This window comes from Pseudomonas sp. LS1212, from assembly GCF_024741815.1.
Lineage (GTDB): Bacteria > Pseudomonadota > Gammaproteobacteria > Pseudomonadales > Pseudomonadaceae > Aquipseudomonas.
This window is the reverse complement of the sequence record NZ_CP102951.1, coordinates 457,468-475,081: the sequence shown is the minus strand read 5'-3', so window position 1 is coordinate 475,081 and position 17,614 is coordinate 457,468. Positions and strand designations below refer to the sequence as shown.

The 17,614-nt window shown below is 60.8% G+C and carries 12 protein-coding genes; 3 read left to right on the top strand and 9 right to left on the bottom strand.

Annotated elements, in window-relative coordinates:
• Window positions 1–167: 167 nt before the first annotated feature.
• From NVV94_RS02185 to glnE, 9 genes are all read right to left on the bottom strand, one after another.
• Window positions 168–1,607, bottom strand: a complete 1,440-nt coding sequence (locus tag NVV94_RS02185) for a lipopolysaccharide kinase InaA family protein (RefSeq protein ID WP_258445627.1) — start codon at window positions 1,605–1,607, stop codon at window positions 168–170.
• Window positions 1,607–2,359, bottom strand: coding sequence for a lipopolysaccharide kinase InaA family protein (locus NVV94_RS02180; protein ID WP_258445626.1), 753 nt, complete (start codon window positions 2,357–2,359; stop codon window positions 1,607–1,609). Before NVV94_RS02180 ends, NVV94_RS02185 begins: the two co-directional genes overlap by 1 nt.
• On the bottom strand, window positions 2,356–3,090 hold the full coding sequence (locus tag NVV94_RS02175) for a lipopolysaccharide kinase InaA family protein (protein ID WP_258445625.1): 735 nt from the start codon (window positions 3,088–3,090) through the stop codon (window positions 2,356–2,358). Before NVV94_RS02175 ends, NVV94_RS02180 begins: the two co-directional genes overlap by 4 nt.
• Window positions 3,090–3,896 carry a lipopolysaccharide core heptose(I) kinase RfaP gene (gene rfaP / locus NVV94_RS02170; RefSeq protein WP_258445624.1) on the bottom strand — a complete coding sequence of 269 codons (807 nt, stop codon included), beginning with the start codon at window positions 3,894–3,896 and terminating at the stop codon, window positions 3,090–3,092. Before rfaP ends, NVV94_RS02175 begins: the two co-directional genes overlap by 1 nt.
• On the bottom strand, window positions 3,893–5,017 hold the full coding sequence (locus NVV94_RS02165; RefSeq protein WP_258445623.1) for a glycosyltransferase family 4 protein: 1,125 nt from the start codon (window positions 5,015–5,017) through the stop codon (window positions 3,893–3,895). Before NVV94_RS02165 ends, rfaP begins: the two co-directional genes overlap by 4 nt.
• Window positions 5,017–6,078, bottom strand: a complete 1,062-nt coding sequence (waaC, locus tag NVV94_RS02160; protein WP_258445622.1) for a lipopolysaccharide heptosyltransferase I — start codon at window positions 6,076–6,078, stop codon at window positions 5,017–5,019. Before waaC ends, NVV94_RS02165 begins: the two co-directional genes overlap by 1 nt.
• 1 nt (window position 6,079) lies before the next feature.
• On the bottom strand, window positions 6,080–7,129 hold the full coding sequence (gene waaF / locus NVV94_RS02155; protein ID WP_258445621.1) for a lipopolysaccharide heptosyltransferase II: 1,050 nt from the start codon (window positions 7,127–7,129) through the stop codon (window positions 6,080–6,082).
• A gap of 78 nt (window positions 7,130–7,207) precedes the next feature.
• The gene (locus tag NVV94_RS02150) at window positions 7,208–8,131 is read right to left on the bottom strand and encodes a branched-chain amino acid transaminase (RefSeq protein ID WP_258445620.1); all 924 of its coding nucleotides are present in this window, start codon (window positions 8,129–8,131) and stop codon (window positions 7,208–7,210) included.
• 93 nt (window positions 8,132–8,224) lie between these two features.
• Window positions 8,225–11,167 (bottom strand): bifunctional [glutamate--ammonia ligase]-adenylyl-L-tyrosine phosphorylase/[glutamate--ammonia-ligase] adenylyltransferase, encoded by a 2,943-nt coding sequence (gene glnE, locus NVV94_RS02145; RefSeq protein WP_258445619.1) that lies wholly within the window; start codon window positions 11,165–11,167, stop codon window positions 8,225–8,227.
• A gap of 383 nt (window positions 11,168–11,550) precedes the next feature.
• On the opposite strand from glnE, the gene aceE reads away from it, so the two are divergent.
• The 3 genes from aceE to NVV94_RS02130 all read left to right on the top strand — a co-directional run bounded on the left by aceE (window position 11,551) and on the right by NVV94_RS02130 (window position 17,548).
• On the top strand, window positions 11,551–14,196 hold the full coding sequence (gene aceE / locus NVV94_RS02140; RefSeq protein ID WP_258445618.1) for a pyruvate dehydrogenase (acetyl-transferring), homodimeric type: 2,646 nt from the start codon (window positions 11,551–11,553) through the stop codon (window positions 14,194–14,196).
• An 11-nt stretch (window positions 14,197–14,207) separates the two neighbouring features.
• Window positions 14,208–15,836, top strand: a complete 1,629-nt coding sequence (aceF, locus tag NVV94_RS02135) for a dihydrolipoyllysine-residue acetyltransferase (protein ID WP_258445617.1) — start codon at window positions 14,208–14,210, stop codon at window positions 15,834–15,836.
• A 314-nt stretch (window positions 15,837–16,150) separates the two neighbouring features.
• A complete protein-coding gene (locus tag NVV94_RS02130; protein WP_258445616.1) occupies window positions 16,151–17,548 on the top strand; it encodes an alkaline phosphatase family protein in 1,398 nt (465 codons plus the stop codon).
• Window positions 17,549–17,614: the final 66 nt, after the last annotated feature.

Genomic DNA, 17,614 nt, shown 5'->3' with positions numbered 1-17,614 from the left:
GGCGGGATTATAGCGTAAAGGCGAATGGAATGCGCCCGCGCCACAGCCTGTAGCCGCTGCCGCCAGGCTGCGCTGGAGTCCCGCAGGGGCTCCCCGGCGGTCTCGAGATCTTGCGCCCGCTAACGCGCGCGAGCGCAGCCTGCGGCAGCGGCTACATAAACCGGAGCTCAGTCCAGCCTGGGCAAGCGCCGATCCAGCATCTGGTGCAGGGCGCTCTCGGCCGGCCAGTTGCGCAGCAGCCGCGCCCGGTCCCGGGCATACGCCGGGGCAAAGCTGTGCAAGGTGTGGTGCTGGCACATGGCATCCAGGTCGATCAGGGCCCATTGCTGCTCATGCCAGAACAGGTTATGCCCCTTGAGGTCGCCATGGCTGATGCGCTGGCCGATCAAGTCGGCAAACAGCTGGTCCAGCGCCACCAGTTCATTCTCCGGCACTTCTCCCGTTGCCACGTAGGGCGCGAAACGCTCGAGCATGTCCGGGCCGGGCAAGTATTCAGTCACCAGATAGGCCTGCCGGCGCAACCAGAGAAAACGCCGCTCAAGCAGGGCCAGCGGCTTGGGCGTGGCAATGCCGAGGAACGCCAGGCGGTTGCCCTCGACCCACGAATGCCAGGCGCGGCTCGGACGCCAGAAGCGCTTGAGCCAATGCAGGACATTCTTGATGTTGTAGCGCTTGACCACCAATGTTCTGCCGCCAGCCTGGACCCGGCCGACACTGGCCGCACCGCCGGTCTTGTACAAATGCCCCTTGTCGAGCAGCGCGTCGGCTTCGGCCAGCACCGGCAACATGGCCGGCTCTTCTTCGCGGCGTATGGCACGCAAGGCAAAAGCGCCACGGCTGACGCTGAACAGCGTGCAGTCACGACCGACCTTGTCGAGGATGTCCTTGAGGCGCCAGTTACGCACCTTTTCAACCTGCTTTTGCAGGGCTTCGAGCGGCAAGGCATGCTCGCCGTTGGCCAATAGATAATGCACCAGCAACTCTTCGTAATAGGGCTGGAAGTGCTTGGGCAGCTGGGCGAAAAATACCCCCAGGTTCTGCAGCACACGCTGGCGCGACAACGGTTTGCCGGCTTCCTCGGCACACACCCCGGCACCATCGATCAGGTACAACTGCCCTTGATGACGCAGCAGATTGTCCAGGTGCAAGTCTTCCTGCCACAAGCCTTTGGCGTGCATCGCGCCCACGGCCGCCAGGGCCTCGCCCAGAATCACCTGTTGCTCATCGGCCAAGGCCGGCAAATGCTCGACCTCGCCCCAGGCATCGCCCAGGCTCTGGGCGCCTTCGAGGAAGTCGAACAGCAACCAGCCGCCCTCGCCTTCCTGCAGGCCATCGGCCAACAACACCGGGGTGGTCAGGCCCTGCCCGGCAAGCAAACGCACGCCGGCCAACTCGCGCTGGAAGTGCCGCGCAGCCTTGGGCCCGACCAGCAGCTTGGCCAACACCGCACGCCCACGCCAGACGGCGGCCCCGACATACCGCTGCCCCGGCAATACCCGCAACAGGCTCAGCAGCTGCAATTGAGCGGGGCCTGCGGCATCGGCCAATTCCAGGCTCAGGGGCAATGCCGGACTGCGTCCGGTGTTTTTCAATTCGGACAAACGCATCAGCGTGCCTCTTTATGACGGCGGCGCAGCGTCAGACGCTGCATCCAGGTATCGACCAACGAGCTGTCTTGAGTCTGGTCCAGATAGGTCGACAAAAACAACCGGATATCGGCACCGCTCCAGACTGACGCCCTGCGCAACAACGGCTCGAGGTCCTTGACGCGATCGCGCAGGCCGAACAGCAGCGGCCGGGTCTTTTCCAGATCGATCAACTGCGCCTGGTAACCGTCGGCGCGGGCGCGCAGGAAGATATGCTTGGGATAGAAACAGCCATGTACCTGGCCGGCTCCATGCAGCACCCGCGCAAGGTTGCCGCAGGCCTTGAGGATCGCCTCGCGCTGGGCAGGCTTGAACGTCGGCCAGTCAGACAACAGCGCATCCAGGTCGGACCAGCCGTCCAGGGCGCGCGTCATCAGGATCGCGCAGCGCTCGCCATTGATCCGGCGCTCGCCGAAGAACACCGCCTGCAGGGCCGGGATGGCCAGCCTCTGGTAGCGGCTGATGTTGCGAAACTCCCGAGCGAAGGTCGGCTCGCCAAAGGGCCGATACAAGGTTCGCGTCAGGTAATCGCTCTGACGCTTGAGGTAATACCCCTTGCCCTCGAGTTCGAGGCGATAGACGCTGCTCCAGCCGCCACGCCCGGTATTGGGTTCGTCCACTGCATCGAGTTCCAGCTCCCAGAGCTGCTCGAATGCATTCAATCCATGGCGCTCCAGCAGTGCCTGATCGGCCTCTGCAATGAAATCCCTCATTCACGCCCCTCGAAAAACGTCACGATGTGCCGGATGCGTCGCTTGTCCGACGCATTGAGCCGCGCACGCTTGCGGTACTGCAGATAGAAGCGCAGCCGCTGGGTTGCCGACAGATGATATTTGGCGACCTTGTCCAGGCACGCCAGGTCCTTGGTGATCCGGTAACGCAGCAGGAACCCCCGCCAGAACGCGCCATTGGGGCAATCGATGAAGTACAGCGTGTCCTGGTCATCGACCAGCAGGTTGCGCCACTTCAGGTCGTTATGGGTGAAATGATGGTCATGCATCGCGCGCGTGTGATGGGCCAGTTGCCGACTGATCCGGTCCACCCAGGCGGCATTGGCCAGCAGCGGGTCCTTGCGCAACGCCAGCGCCGAAAGGTCTTCGGTGCAAGGCAGTTCGCGGGTGATCATCGCGCCGCGCGCATAAGCGGCTCCGCGCCGCTCCAGGCCCCAGGCCACCACCTCGGCAGTGGGGATTCCCCACTTGGCGAAGCGCTTGAGGTTCTGCCATTCGGACTTGACCCGCGGCCGCCCCAGATAACGGCGCAACCCCTTACCCGCACCGGTGTAGCGCTTGACGTAATAATTGACACCCTCCCGTTCGACGCGGATGACCTCCGACAGCGGGTCGTGGGTCAGCCGCTCACCCTGCAGGGCAAAGACGGCATCGAGAGTTCCAAAGTCTGCCGCCAGGTGTGCATAGGGCGGTTCCAGAGTCCAACCCGCCATCAGAGCGCATCTCCATAACGTTGTTTACGCTCATAGAGCTTGTTGGCCTTGGCCTGGAGCCAGGCGAGCAGCGCGGCCTCGTCGCGCAGAATCTGGCGTAGCGGCTGCTGGAAGTAGCCGCGCAGAAAACGCAGTTTGTCGCGTTGAGTCAAGCCGATATCCAGCGCCGAGAAATACAGGGCCGCCAGGTCCTTGTTGCGCCAGCGCCGGGTGATCTGCGAACGGGTCTGGGCCCGGTGCAGGTCGATGAGCGAAAGCTTGAAGTCTTCGGCGGTCACCGGCTTGTCGGTATGCAACAGGAAGTGGCAGATGTAGCAGTCGCGATGATTGACCCCGGCGCGGTGCATCATGCCGGTCATGCGCGCCACTTCGGCGATCAATGCATGCTTGAGACGCGGCTGCGCAGGCTCCTTGCGCCAGTTAATGCTGAAATCTTCCAGGCTGATGGTCGGCGCCAGCTCTTCGGTGACGATGAACGAGTGCTGGGCGGCCGGATTGCTGCCACGCTCACCATAGGCCACGGCGGTCATGGTCGGCACACCGACTTCATGCAGGCGCTCGATGGCCCGCCACTCCTGGCCTGCGCCCAGCACCGGCAACTTTGCCGTCAACAGGTTCTTGGCCACCTCGCCCCAACCGATACCCCGGTGGATCTTGACGAAATAACCCCGCCCCTCGACTTCGGTGCGCAAGGTCCGACGGCCTTCCAGCTCGCGGTAAACCTGCCCTTGCAAGCCCTCGACCTCGGTGAAGGCATCGCGTCCGGCCCAGAGCCGCTTGAAGGGTTCTGCCAGTATCAGTTTCATTCGCGCCCCTGCGCCAGAATCACGTCAGCCGCGTGCTGCGGCATGCTGTAAAGATCGGCAGTATCGGCAAATGCAAGACCGTTGCGCGCCCACTGGGCTCGCGCCACATCGTCTTCGAGCATTTGCTTGAGGTATTGATTGAGCTGGCCCTGCTCGAACGGCTCGTCCAGCACTTTGCCGCTGTCGGCCTCGGCGATGTAATGGGCATAACCACAGACTGCGGAAACCAGTACCGGCAGGCCGGCAACCAACGCCTCGAGCAACACCGTTCCGGTGTTTTCGTTGTAGGCCGGATGGATCAGCAGGTCCGCCCCCAGCAGAAAACGCGGAATATCGCTGCGCCCCTTGAGGAACTGTACCTGTTCGCCCAGGCCCAGCGCAGCACTCTGCAACTGGAAAACCTTGGGGTCATCCTGGCCAATGACGAACAGCCGGGTACGCTTGCGCAGGGCCGATGGCAGTGCGGCCACAGCCTTCAGGCTACGGTCCACGCCCTTGGTCTTGAAGCCGGAGCCGATTTGCACCAGCAACAGTTCATCGTCCTTGAGCCCGAACTCTCGACGGAATTCTTCACGAATCTGCGCCGCATTGGCCGGCGCCCGACGATCCTGGGCAATGCCCGGCGGCAACAGATGAAAGCGCTCCACCGGGGTGTCGTAGTGCTTGATGAACAACGGCTGCTGCACTTCGGAAATCATCAGGATTTCAGTTTTCGCGTCACGCGCAAATACCGCCCGCTCGTACTCGGCAAAGTGCCGGTAACGGCCCCAGCGCCGGTACAGCGCGTTGCGCAAGGTCTGGGCCTTGTCTTCGAAACAGCCGTCAGCGGCGTAGTAGACGTCCAGGCCAGGCATTTTGTTGAAACCGATCAGGCGGTCTACCGGACGCTTGGCCAGGTCGGCCTCCATCCAGGCGCTGAGCTTTTCATTGCGGCGATGATTGAACAAGGCCGAAACCGGTGCCACCAGCACTTCGAAGCCGGGCGGCACATCACCCTCCCAGATCAGGGTATAGACCCGGATTTGATGGCCGCGCTGCTGGCACTCCAGCGCAATGCGCATGAAGTCGCGCTGCAGGCCACCGAACGGGAAATACTTGTAAAGCACAAAAGCCAATTGCATCAACGAAGATCCTCGGCAAGCAACATGGCCGCCAGTCGGCTGGCCACGCGCTCGGGGTTCAAACGAGTGAAACACAATGGCCACTCGCGCTTGAGATCGAACCGACGCTGGTCCTCAGCCGTCGGTTGATAGGCACATTTCTTCTGCAGGCACGGCGCGCACGGAAAATCGCTGCCCAGGTGCACCTGCCCCTTGCCGTAGGCCCCGGTCAGGCCCGGGTTGGTCGGCCCGAACAACGACAGGGTCGGCACATCCAGTGCCGCGGCCAGGTGACCGAGCCCGGTGTCCACCGCTACACAGGCCTTGGCACCGGCCAGCACACGGGCGACGCCTGCCAGATTCAATTTGGGCAGTACCACGGCATTCTTCAAGCCGGTGGCAATACGTTCGGCGCGGGCGCGCTCTGCCGGGTTGCCCCAGGGCAGGCGCACTTCAATGCCCGCCTGGCCCAATCGCTCGGCCAGCTCGCGCCAATAGGCCTCGGGCCAATGCTTGGTGTCCCAGGTCGTGCCGTGCAAGAACAATACATAGGGAATTGACGCCGGTTTTTCCAACAGGCGCGCGCGGTTCAAGCCATAGTCACCGATGCCCGAAGGCAGGTCATAACCCAGTGCCAGGGCAAAGAGTTGGCGAAGGCGCTCGACAGCATGCTGACCGCGCGCCACGGCCAGGCGCCGTTGATAGAAACGACTGGCCAGCGGCTCGCGCGCCGACTCGCGGTCCAGGCCGGCGACCGGCGCCTTTACATAGCGGGTCAGCCATGCACTTTTGAGCAGCCCCTGGGCATCGATCACCAGATCGTATTTCGTTTCGCGCAGGCGCTGCTTGAATCGCCGCCACTCGCCATTCTTGACGGTCTGCCAGAGGTTCTTGCGCCAGCGGCGGATCGCCACGGGTATGACCTTGTCTACCGCCGGATGCCAGGCCGGGATCTCGGCAAAGCCCTCTTCCACGACCCAATCGAAACGGATACCCGGAATCGCCCGCGCAGCATCGGTCAGGGCCGGCAGCGTATGGATGACATCGCCCAGGGAGGAGGTCTTGATCAGCAATACCCGCAACTTACTGGACCTCTGCCGTGATATCGACCAGCGCCGGACCGTCCAGGCGCTGCAAGGCTGCTGCCACCGCCTGAGGCTCGAGCTGACGCAGGCAGTTATAGTGCCCGTAGCGGCAGGTCCGATCGAAGCAAGGGCTGCAATCGAGCCCCAGGCGCACGATCTCGACGTGTTCGGCCAGCGGCGGCGTGAAGCCGGGCGAGGTTGAGCCGTAGACAGCCACCAGCGGGCGATTCAATGCCGCGGCCACATGCATCAGGCCAGAATCGTTGGAAACCACTGCGTCGGCACAGGACATCAGGTCAATGGCCTCGGCCAGAGAAGTATCGCCACTGAGGTTGACCGACTCTTCGCGCAAGCCCGGAATCAGACGCTCGCGAATCGATTCGCCCACGGCATGGTCGTTCTTCGAGCCGAACAGCCAGACCTGCCAGCCTTCACGAATCTTGATCTCGGCAACCTTGGCGTAATGCTCGGACGGCCAGCGCTTGGACTCGCCGAATTCGGCGCCCGGGCACAGCGCCAGCACCGGCCGGTCCAGGCTCAAGCCGAACTTGGCCAGGGCCGCATCCCGACTGGTTGCATCGATGCGCAGGCTCGGCCGCGGGTAAGGCCTGGGCAGGTCGGCACCCGCCTCATAAGCCAGGGCCATGAAACGCTCGATCATCAGCGGATAGCGTTCCTTGTCCAGCATATGTACGTCATTGAGCAGACCATAGCGGAACTCGCCACGCCAACCGGTCCGCTTGGGAATGCCGGCAAAGAATGGTACCAATGCCGACTTGAGCGAGTTCGGCAGCAGGATCGCCTGGTCGTATTGGCCTTTGAGGGACTTGCCAATCCTGCGCCGGGTCGCCAGTTCCAGCACGCCATGGCCGAGCGGAAAGCTCAAGGCCTGGCGCACTTCAGGCATGCGTTCCAGGATCGGTCGGCTCCACTCGGGTGCCAATACATCGATCACACTGTCAGGGTGACGCTGTTTCAGGCACTGGAACAACGTCTGTGCCATCACCATATCGCCGACCCAGCTGGGGCCAATGATCAGAATTCTCATGTTCTATCCAGAAACGATCAGGGAGGCTTCAGCCTGTATGAGAACAGCCTGGCCTCCCCGTCTTTTTTTAATCAGGCGTTATTTGACCAGTGTACGCCACTCGCTGTGTGCAGTGGTTTTACCGCTGACCAGATCAAAGTAGGCCTTTTGCAGCTTCTCGGTCACAGGACCACGGTGGCCAATACCGATCTGGCGACCGTCGACTTCACGGATCGGTGTCACTTCTGCGGCAGTGCCGGTGAAGAAGGCTTCATCGGCAATATAGACTTCGTCTCGGGTAATGCGCTTCTCGACGAACTTGATCCCCATCTCCTCAGCCAGCGTCAGCACGGTGCTGCGGGTGATGCCGTTCAGGCAGGCCGTCACGTCCGGGGTATACAGCACCCCGTCCTTGACCAGGAACACGTTTTCGCCGGAGCCTTCGGCGACAAAGCCTTCCGGGTCCAGCAGCAGCGCTTCGTCCGCACCGCCCGACAGCGCTTCCTGCAGGGCCAGCATGGAATTGATGTAATGACCGTTGGCCTTGGCCCGGGTCATGGAGATGTTCACGTGGTGCCGGGTAAAGGAACTGGTACGGACCTTGATGCCGGTCTTGAGGGCCTCATCGCCCATATAGGCGCCCCATCTCCAGGGCGCGATGATCACGTGGACCTTCAAGCCGGTGGCGCGCAGGCCCATGGCTTCGGACCCGTAGAACGCCATCGGGCGGATGTAGGCGCTGTCGAGGTTGTTCTCGCGCACGGCGACACGGGTCGCTTCGTTGATTTCATCTTTGCTGAACGGAATCTTCATGCCCATGATGTGGGCCGAATCGAACAGACGATCGGTGTGCGCCTGCAAGCGAAAGATCGCCGTGCCTTGCGGGGTGTCGTAGGCGCGCACGCCTTCGAACACGCCCATGCCGTAATGCAGGGTGTGGGTCAGGACATGGGTGGTGGCGTCACGCCACGGCACCAGCTTGCCGTCATACCAGATTACGCCATCACGATCGGCCATCGACATCATTGCGTTCCTCAATGAATCCAGAGCTGGCAGCATGGAGCAACCGCCAGACAGTTTGAACGAGCCTTCGACAGCTCGTTGTTCGATCCTGACTCAGCCCTGGCTCAACCCTAGCTGAGCCCATATCCGCAGTACTTCGCGCCGTTCGGCGACGAACTGATCACCGCCAATCACCCCGGCTTCCTTCTGCAACGCCTGGCGATGGGCAGCGGAGCGATAGGCCTTGTAGACCTCACGCAACAGGTTGGCATCGGCGGCAGGAATCAACCCGGCCTGCTCCAGACCCTCGAGAATACGGATGTTGTCGGTGTAAAGCGTTAACGCCTGATGCTCATGAGACCAGGCCAGGGCCGCGTATTGCACCATAAATTCAATATCAACGATACCACCGGCATCCTGCTTGATATCAAAGGGCGCCGTGGCCTCGAAGGCATTGGCGGCCAAGCCTGCGGCAGTGGCCTTGGTGCCAAGGTTGTCGCGCATCTTGGCGCGCATCTCGCTGACTTCGGCCTGCAACTTCGGCAGATCGCGCTCGCGCCCCAGTATCCTGGCACGGACCCTCTCGAACGCGGCGCCCACCTCCTTGCAACCGACCAGCACCCGTGCCCGCACCAGCGCCTGATGCTCCCAGGTCCAGGCCTCATTGACCTGATAGCGCTCGAACGCACCCAACGAACTGACCAGCAACCCCGCCGCCCCGGATGGGCGCAGGCGCATGTCGACTTCATAAAGCTGGCCGGAGTTGGTCTGGGTGGTCAGCAGATGGATGATCCGCTGCCCAAGGCGGGTGAAGAATTGCGCGCCATCGATAGGCTTGGACCCATCGGTTTCAGCCTGCGGATCGCCGTCGTGGACAAACACCAGGTCAAGATCGGAGCCGTGCCCCAGTTCGATTCCCCCGACCTTCCCATAGCCGACAATGATGAAACCCGGATCGCACAGGCTGCCGTCGATACGTTGCGGCTGGCCGTACTTGGCCACGGTCTGGCGCCAGGCCAGGGCCAGAACTTGCTCCAGGATCGCTTCGGCCAGCCAGGTCAGGTAATCGCTGACCTTCATCAGCGGCAGGCTGCCGGCAATTTCAGAAGCCGCCACGCGTAAACTGTGGGCGAGCTTGAAGTGCCGCAAGGCTTCCATCTGTTGCTCGAGATCATCCTCGGGAATCCGGGTCAGGCGCTCGCGCAACTCGGCGGTCAGCTCAGGGGCCTGCGGCGGGCTGAACAACCGTCCTTCATTGAGCAGCTCATCGAGCAGCAACGGGAATCGGGTGATCTGTTCGGCGATCCAGGGGCTGGCGGCACACAGCGTCAGCAATCGGCGCAAGGCGCCCGGGTTCTCGGTGAGCAGCACCAGATACGCCGAACGCCGGGCCACCGCTTCAACCAGCGGCAGCACCCGCTCCAGCACCAGGTCGGGATGGGCATGCTCCACCGCCTGCGCCAACAGCCTTGGAATGAACGCATCCAGACGCTCGCGACCGAGCCGTTGCATGGCACGCAGTTGAGGGCTGCCACGCAGCCCGGCGAGTTGTTTCAAGGCCTTGGGCGCATCGACAAAGCCGGCTTCCTGCAACTGACGGCACGCGGCCTCATCATCCTGCTCCTCTTCCCAGAGCGGCAGCCATTCGCCGCCGACCACCACTTCGCCCTCATCGCCTTCCTCTTCATCCGGATCGGCAATCACCTGGCGGAAATGCCAATCGACGCGCCCTCGCCAATACATCAATTGCGCATGGAACGCCGCCCAATCGGTAAACCCGAGCATAAGGGCAATACGCGCGCGATCCTGCTCGCCATCGGGCAGCATCTGGGTCTGGCGGTCGGCAATCGCCTGGATCGCGTGTTCGGTGTAACGCAGGAACTCATAACCCTCGCGCAGTTCGCTTACCACCGCCGGCGGCAGATAACCCTGCCCTTCCAGCGTGGCGAGGACCTTCAACAGCGGTCTTTGTTGCAGGCTCAGGTCGCGGCCGCCATGGATCAACTGGAACGCCTGGGCGATAAACTCCACTTCGCGAATACCGCCCGCCCCCAGCTTGATGTTGTCCGACATGCCCTTGCGCCGGACTTCCTGCTGAATCAGCTGCTTCATGGTCCGCAGCGCTTCGATGGCCGAGAAATCCAGGTAACGGCGATAAACGAAAGGCCGCAGCATATCCAGCAACTGCGCGCCGGCCACTTGATCCCCGGCGACCACCCGCGCCTTGATCATCGCGTAGCGCTCCCAGTCGCGCCCCTGATCCTGATAGTATTGCTCCAGCGCGTTGAAGCTGAGCACCAGGGCGCCGGACGAGCCATACGGTCGCAAGCGCATGTCGACCCGGAAGACAAAGCCGTCGACCGTGATCGGATCCAGCGCCTTGATCAAGCGCTGGCCCAGGCGAATGAAGAACTCCTGGTTGTCCAGCGGGCGTTTGACCCCTTCCGTCTCGCCACCTTCGGGGTAGGCGAAGATCAGGTCGATGTCCGAAGACAGATTCAACTCCACCGCGCCGAGCTTGCCCATCCCGAGGATGACCATCTGTTGTGGCTGGCCACTGCGCCGGCCCATGGGCGTGCCGAACTGCTGGCAATGGCGCAGGTACAGCCATTGATAAGCCTGGTCGATCGAAGCATCGGCCATGTCCGACAGATCGCGACAGGTCTGCACCAGATCCGCCTGGCGGGTGACGTCGCGCCAAATGATGCGTACCTGATTCCGGGCACGCTGACGGCGCAATTGACGGCCAAGCTGGTCGTCGGTTTCGGCAGCCTGGGCGGCGGCGGCAATCTGCGCGCAGAGTTCGCCCGGCTTGAAGCCCCGGTCCAGCTCACCACTGGCGACCAATGCCAGAAACATGGCCGGATCGCGCACCGCCTGCTCAAGCACATATTCACTGGCCGCGCACACCCGCGCGAAATCGGCCCAGCGCCGGGCCGTCCAGTCATCCAGGTGAGCACCGGGCACGGTGGCGACGGCGGCCCGCAACGACTGCTCGTTACGGCTGACTAAAGGCTGGAGGATGGCTGGCAGATCGGCCAGCGCAGGCATGCTCATGGTCTATCCTTGATCGGCGTGCAACGGGATATGATGGAGGTCGCGAGAAAAATCGCGCGAGGCTGGACTGTCATACAAAAGTTAGAAATAGCTGAAGATTCAAAATTTCTGGCACAAATCATCGCATTTCACCTTTTCCAGACACTGCTTTAACCAACAGTATCGATTTTTCTCACAACCAAACAGAGGGCCAGATGCCGTTTTTCTGTAGTTTTACTACTGCATACCTACTTCGAAAGCATGAAATGACTGTCGATTTGTAGTAAAACTACACAACGCCGGTACAACCTCCGGTAATCCAAGAATTTCATGTCGTCTGCCCACAAGGCCAGTCGCAAACTCAGGCAACCGATTCTGGAAGCCTTTCCGCCCTGGAGCAAGCCATGCAAGACCTCGATCCCGTCGAAACCCAGGAATGGCTGGACGCCCTGGAGTCGGTTCTCGACAAAGAAGGCGAAGACCGCGCTCACTATCTGATGACCCGTATGGGCGAGTTGGCCACCCGCAGTGGCTCCCAACTGCCCTATGCCATCACCACGCCATACCGCAACACGATTCCCGTCACCCACGAAGCACGCATGCCTGGCGACCTGTTCATGGAACGCCGCATTCGCTCGCTGGTACGCTGGAACGCGCTGGCCATGGTAATGCGTACCAACCTGAAAGACTCGGATCTGGGCGGCCACATCTCCAGCTTCGCCTCCAGCGCCACCTTGTATGACATCGGCTTCAACTACTTCTTCCAGGCCCCTACCGACGAGCACGGCGGCGACCTGATCTACTTCCAGGGCCACGCATCGCCAGGCGTCTACGCCCGTGCGTTCATGGAAGGCCGGATCACCGAAGACCAGATGAACAACTTCCGCCAGGAAGTCGATGGCAAAGGCCTGTCGTCCTACCCGCACCCATGGCTGATGCCTGATTTCTGGCAGTTCCCGACCGTATCGATGGGCCTTGGCCCGATCCAGGCGATCTACCAGGCACGCTTCATGAAGTACCTGGAAAGCCGTGGCTACATTCCTGCAGGCAAGCAGAAGATCTGGTGCTTCATGGGCGACGGCGAGTGCGACGAGCCGGAATCCCTGGGCGCGATCTCTCTGGCGGGCCGTGAAAAACTCGACAACCTGATCTTCGTCATCAACTGCAACCTGCAGCGCCTCGACGGCCCGGTTCGCGGCAACGGCAAGATCATCCAGGAACTCGAAGGCGTGTTCCGCGGTGCCCAGTGGAACGTCAACAAGGTCGTCTGGGGCCGTTTCTGGGACCCGCTGCTGGCCAAGGACACCGACGGTATCCTGCAACGCCGCATGGACGAAGTCATCGACGGCGAGTACCAGAACTACAAGGCCAAAGACGGCGCCTTCGTGCGTGAGCACTTCTTCAACACCCCGGAACTCAAGGCGATGGTCGAAGACCTCTCCGACGACGAGATCTGGAAGCTCAACCGTGGCGGCCACGACCCGTACAAGGTCTATGCGGCTTACCACGAAGCGGTCAACCACAAAGAGCAGCCTACCGTCATCCTGGCCAAGACCATCAAGGGTTATGGCACCGGTGCCGGCGAAGCGAAGAACACTGCGCACAACACCAAGAAGGTCGATGTCGATAGCCTGAAGTCGTTCCGCGACCGCTTCGACATTCCGGTCAAGGACGACGAGATCGAAAACCTGCCGTTCTTCAAGCCCGAAGAAGGCAGCGCCGAAGCCCGTTACCTGAGCGAACGTCGTACCGCACTGGGCGGTTTCGTCCCGCAGCGTCGCGCCAAGAGCTTCAGCATCCCGACCCCGCCACTGGAAACCCTCAAGGCGATCCTGGACGGTTCGGGCGACCGCGAAATCTCCACCACCATGGCCTTCGTGCGGATCCTCGCGCAACTGGTCAAGGACAAGGAAATCGGCCAGCGCATCGTTCCGATCATCCCGGACGAAGCCCGTACCTTCGGTATGGAAGGCATGTTCCGCCAGCTGGGCATCTACTCGTCCGTCGGCCAGCTCTACGAGCCAGTCGATAAAGACCAGGTGATGTTCTACCGCGAAGACAAGAAGGGCCAGATCCTCGAGGAAGGCATCAACGAAGCGGGCGCCATGAGCTCCTTCATTGCCGCCGGTACTTCGTACTCCAACCACAACCAGCCGATGCTGCCGTTCTACATCTTCTACTCGATGTTCGGCTTCCAGCGTATCGGCGACCTGGCCTGGGCCGCTGGCGACAGCCGCACCCGTGGCTTCCTGATCGGCGGCACCGCCGGCCGTACCACGCTCAACGGCGAAGGCCTGCAGCACGAAGACGGTCACAGCCACATGCTGGCCGGCACCATCCCGAACTGCCGCACCTATGATCCGACCTACGGCTATGAGCTGGCGGTGATCATCCAGGACGGCATGAAGAAGATGACCGAAGAGCAACAGGACATCTTCTACTACATCACCGTGATGAACGAAGCCTACACCCAGCCAGCCATGCCGGCAGGCGTCGAGGAAGGCATCGTCAAGGGCATGTACCTGCTCGAGGAAGACAACCGCGAAGCTGCACACCACGTGCAACTGATGGGTTCGGGTACCATCCTGCGTGAAGTGCGTGAAGCGGCGAAGATCCTGCGTGAACAGTACAACGTCGGCGCCGATGTCTGGAGCGTTACCAGCTTTAACGAGCTGCGTCGCAATGGCCTGGCCGTGGAACGCAGCAACCGCCTGCACCCGGAGCAAAAGCCTGCGCTGAGCTATGTCGAAGAGTGCCTGAACGGCCGCAAGGGTCCGGTGATCGCCTCTACCGACTACATGAAGCTGTTTGCCGAACAGATTCGTCAGTGGGTTCCGAGCAAAGAATTCAAAGTCCTGGGTACCGATGGCTTCGGTCGCAGCGACAGCCGCAAGAAGCTGCGTCACTTCTTCGAAGTCGACCGCCACTTCGTTGTGCTGGCTGCCCTGGAAGCCTTGGCCGATCGCGGCGACATCGAACCTAAAGTGGTGGCAGAAGCCATCGTCAAGTTCGGTATCGACCCCGAGAAACGCAACCCACTGGACTGCTGAGGAGAATTTCTGTGAGCGAGCTCATTCGCGTACCTGACATCGGCAGCGGTGAAGGTGAAGTCATTGAATTGCTGGTCAAGGTCGGCGATCGCATCGAAGCCGACCAAAGCCTGCTGACGCTGGAGTCGGACAAGGCCAGCATGGAAATCCCGGCCCCGAAGGCCGGGGTCATCAAGAGCTTGAAGGTAAAGCTGGGTGATCGCCTGAAAGAAGGCGACGAGCTGATGGAACTGGATGTCGAAGGTGCCGCTGCGGCAACGGCGGCCCAGGCGCCAGCGGCTGCCCCTGCCCAAGAGAAAGCGGCAGCCGCGCCTGCCGCGGCGCCAGCTCCTGCTGCTGCACCGGCTGCGGCGACTGTCCAGGACATTCACGTTCCGGACATCGGTTCAGCGGGCAAGGCCAAGATCATTGAAGTCCTGGTCAAGGCTGGCGACACCGTCGAAGCCGATCAATCGCTGATCACCCTGGAATCCGACAAGGCCAGCATGGAGATCCCGTCTCCTGCCGCTGGCGTGGTCGAAAGCGTCAGCGTGAAGCTGGACGACGAAGTCGGTACCGGCGACCTGATCCTGAAGCTCAAGGTCGTGGGCGCAGCCCCGGCCGCCGCGCCTGCTCAGGCCGCCGCTCCGGCCAAGGCTGAAGCCGCTGCACCTGCCGCTGCCCCGGCACCGGCTGCAAAAGCCGAAGCCGCTCCGGCGCCGGCCGCTGCACCTGCAGCAAACGGCGCTAAGGTTCACGCCGGCCCCGCAGTTCGTCAGCTGGCCCGTGAATTCGGCGTCGAGCTGAGCGCCGTGGGCTCAAGCGGCCCGCACGGTCGCGTGCTCAAGGAAGACGTCCAGGCTTACGTCAAGACCATGATGCAGAAGGCCAAGGAAGCACCGGCAGCCGGTGCTACCGGCGGCGCCGGCATTCCACCGATCCCCGAGGTCGATTTCAGCCGCTTCGGCGAAATCGAAGAAGTGGCGATGACCCGCCTGATGCAGGTCGGCGCAGCCAACCTGCACCGCAGCTGGCTGAACGTGCCGCACGTGACCCAGTTCGACTCGGCCGACATCACCGAGCTGGAAGCCTTCCGCGTAGCCCAAAAGGCCGTGGCCGAGAAAGCCGGCGTCAAGCTGACCGTCCTGCCGCTGCTGCTCAAGGCCTGCGCCCACCTGCTCAAGGAACTGCCGGACTTCAACAGTTCGCTGGCGCCGAGCGGCAAGGCGATCATCCGCAAGAAATACGTCAACATCGGCTTTGCCGTGGACACCCCCGATGGCCTGCTGGTGCCGGTCATCAAGAACGTCGACCAGAAGAGCCTGCTGCAACTGGCTGGCGAAGCCGCGGCCCTGGCTGAAAAAGCCCGGACCAAAAAGCTCTCGGCCGACGACATGCAAGGCGCCTGCTTCACCATCTCCAGCCTCGGCCACATTGGCGGCACCGGCTTCACGCCGATCGTCAACGCGCCGGAAGTGGCGATCCTGGGTGTCTCCAAGGCAACCATCCAGCCGGTCTGGGACGGCAAGGCCTTCCAGCCCAAGCTGATGCTGCCGCTGTCGTTGTCCTACGATCACCGTGTGATCAACGGCGCCGCTGCTGCACGCTTCACCAAGCGTCTGAGCGACCTGCTGGCGGACATCCGCACGATGCTGTTGTAACGCCTCAACTGGCTCCCTGCCCTGCAGGGAGCCAGGCAACACCTTTTTTTCGAGCTGCCACGCTCGTACCTCAACCCCGCCATTTGGCGGGGCTTTTTTTGCCTGACGATTACCCATGGCACGCTTACCCGGTTAGTAAGAAGTCTCACATCAAGTCTTGTATAAAACCCGCCATTACAACGCACCTTCCCACTTAACAGAACGACCCCATACTAACTACTAATGGGTACTGCGAGATTAGTATTTATTTGGCGTGCCTCAGGGACACACGCAAACAAACTGAACTTGCTTATTTCGAAAGGATTTCGAAGCCCATGAACATTTCCCCTCCTATTGTAGGTCCGATTATCGGTCATACCACGACAGATCAAACGCGCATATTCATTCAACCCGCAACCTCCAGCAGCAAAGAGACCTACGCCATTATTCGATTTCGCCCCTTGGGCGACAAACAATGGCTGCCCGCAATTATCAACCCGCTCAACAACACATTTGAAAATACCGCTGTCATGGTGCTCAGTGGCTTGAAACCCTCTACAACCTATGAGTACCAGATTGGCTCCTTTACCCACACCGGCTCACTCAAGGAGGCGCAAAACATCAAGCCGCAAGAGTCCGCCTGGCCTATTGAGCGAAGCATCTATCGCTTCACTACCGGCAGTATTGAGCAAAGTAAAACACGCCATTATCTGGTGGGCTCCTGCCGTTATCTCAATCTCACAGATGTAAAATTCAGTGACGAGATGTTTGGGCGAATGCTGGACAATGTAGAGGCCCGAAAGTTACACATTGAAGCCTTTATCATGACTGGCGACCAGATCTACGCAGATGACTGGAATTTTGCCGCCCCAGACAGACAACGCGAGGAATTCAATAAAAAATATAAGCAGGCGTTTTCAACTCAAAACTTCAAGGCCATCACCTCTCGCACTCCTTGCTACATGATATTGGACGATCATGAAATCGAGGACAACTGGCCCTCCAAGGCGACACCGGAAAAGCGCAACACACTTTATCGCAATGCGATACACGCCTATACCACCTACCAATGCACTCACAGCCCGGTTTTTGAAGCATCGGGTAGCCAGGCTGTCTATTTCCCCGGCAACTACTGGTATACCTTCAGCCATGGTGATCTGGACTGGTTTGTTCTGGATGTAAGAACTGAAAGAGATCTGGCAAAAAAACAAACCATCAATGATGTACAGATGTCGAGCTTTCTAAAATGGCTAGAAACCAGCCGCGCCCGCGTCAAGTTCGTCGTTACCCCGGTCATGCTCTATCCCGACTCGAAAGACAGCGACAAGGGCGGCCTGGATGCGTGGAAGGGATTCCCTCAACAACGCAACCAGATTCTCGAGCATATACGCTTGAAAAAAATCAAAAACGTCATCTTCATCACCGGTGATGTGCATTGCGCTCTGACCAGTGAGCTCAAGCACTCCACCGACAAGGACTTCTCGGTGCATACCATCGTGTCGTCGCCCTTGAGCAAGCACCGACTGCTTCCCAACGCAACCGCCAACTACTTCGAACTGAGCAAGCCGGTGACCGAGGTCAATGGCGGTCGATACACCAACCACCTCACAAGCCCTGTGATAGATCAAGACAACTACGCCCTGCTCAGCGTCGAAAAGAGCCACGTGAAGGTCAACTACTATGGCCGAAACGGCAAACCGCTGAGCAGCGAAGTAAAAATCCCATTGAAATGATGCCCCTCCGTACGAGGGTAAGCCTTCAGGCTTACCCTTTGGAGGCTCGCGATTGGCACTGAAGAA

Excerpts from the sequence above, each read along its gene's own strand:
- NVV94_RS02185 (WP_258445627.1), bottom strand. The coding sequence starts at position 1,607 with ATGCGTTTGTCCGAATTGAAAAACACCGGACGCAGTCCGGCATTGCCC.
- NVV94_RS02180 (WP_258445626.1), bottom strand. The coding sequence starts at position 2,359 with ATGAGGGATTTCATTGCAGAGGCCGATCAGGCACTGCTGGAGCGCCAT.
- NVV94_RS02175 (WP_258445625.1), bottom strand. The coding sequence starts at position 3,090 with ATGGCGGGTTGGACTCTGGAACCGCCCTATGCACACCTGGCGGCAGAC.
- rfaP (WP_258445624.1), bottom strand. The coding sequence starts at position 3,896 with ATGAAACTGATACTGGCAGAACCCTTCAAGCGGCTCTGGGCCGGACGC.
- NVV94_RS02165 (WP_258445623.1), bottom strand. The coding sequence starts at position 5,017 with ATGCAATTGGCTTTTGTGCTTTACAAGTATTTCCCGTTCGGTGGCCTG.
- waaF (WP_258445621.1), bottom strand. The coding sequence starts at position 7,129 with ATGAGAATTCTGATCATTGGCCCCAGCTGGGTCGGCGATATGGTGATG.
- NVV94_RS02150 (WP_258445620.1), bottom strand. The coding sequence starts at position 8,131 with ATGTCGATGGCCGATCGTGATGGCGTAATCTGGTATGACGGCAAGCTG.
- glnE (WP_258445619.1), bottom strand. The coding sequence starts at position 11,167 with ATGAGCATGCCTGCGCTGGCCGATCTGCCAGCCATCCTCCAGCCTTTA.
- aceE (WP_258445618.1), top strand. The coding sequence starts at position 11,551 with ATGCAAGACCTCGATCCCGTCGAAACCCAGGAATGGCTGGACGCCCTG.
- NVV94_RS02130 (WP_258445616.1), top strand. The coding sequence starts at position 16,151 with ATGAACATTTCCCCTCCTATTGTAGGTCCGATTATCGGTCATACCACG.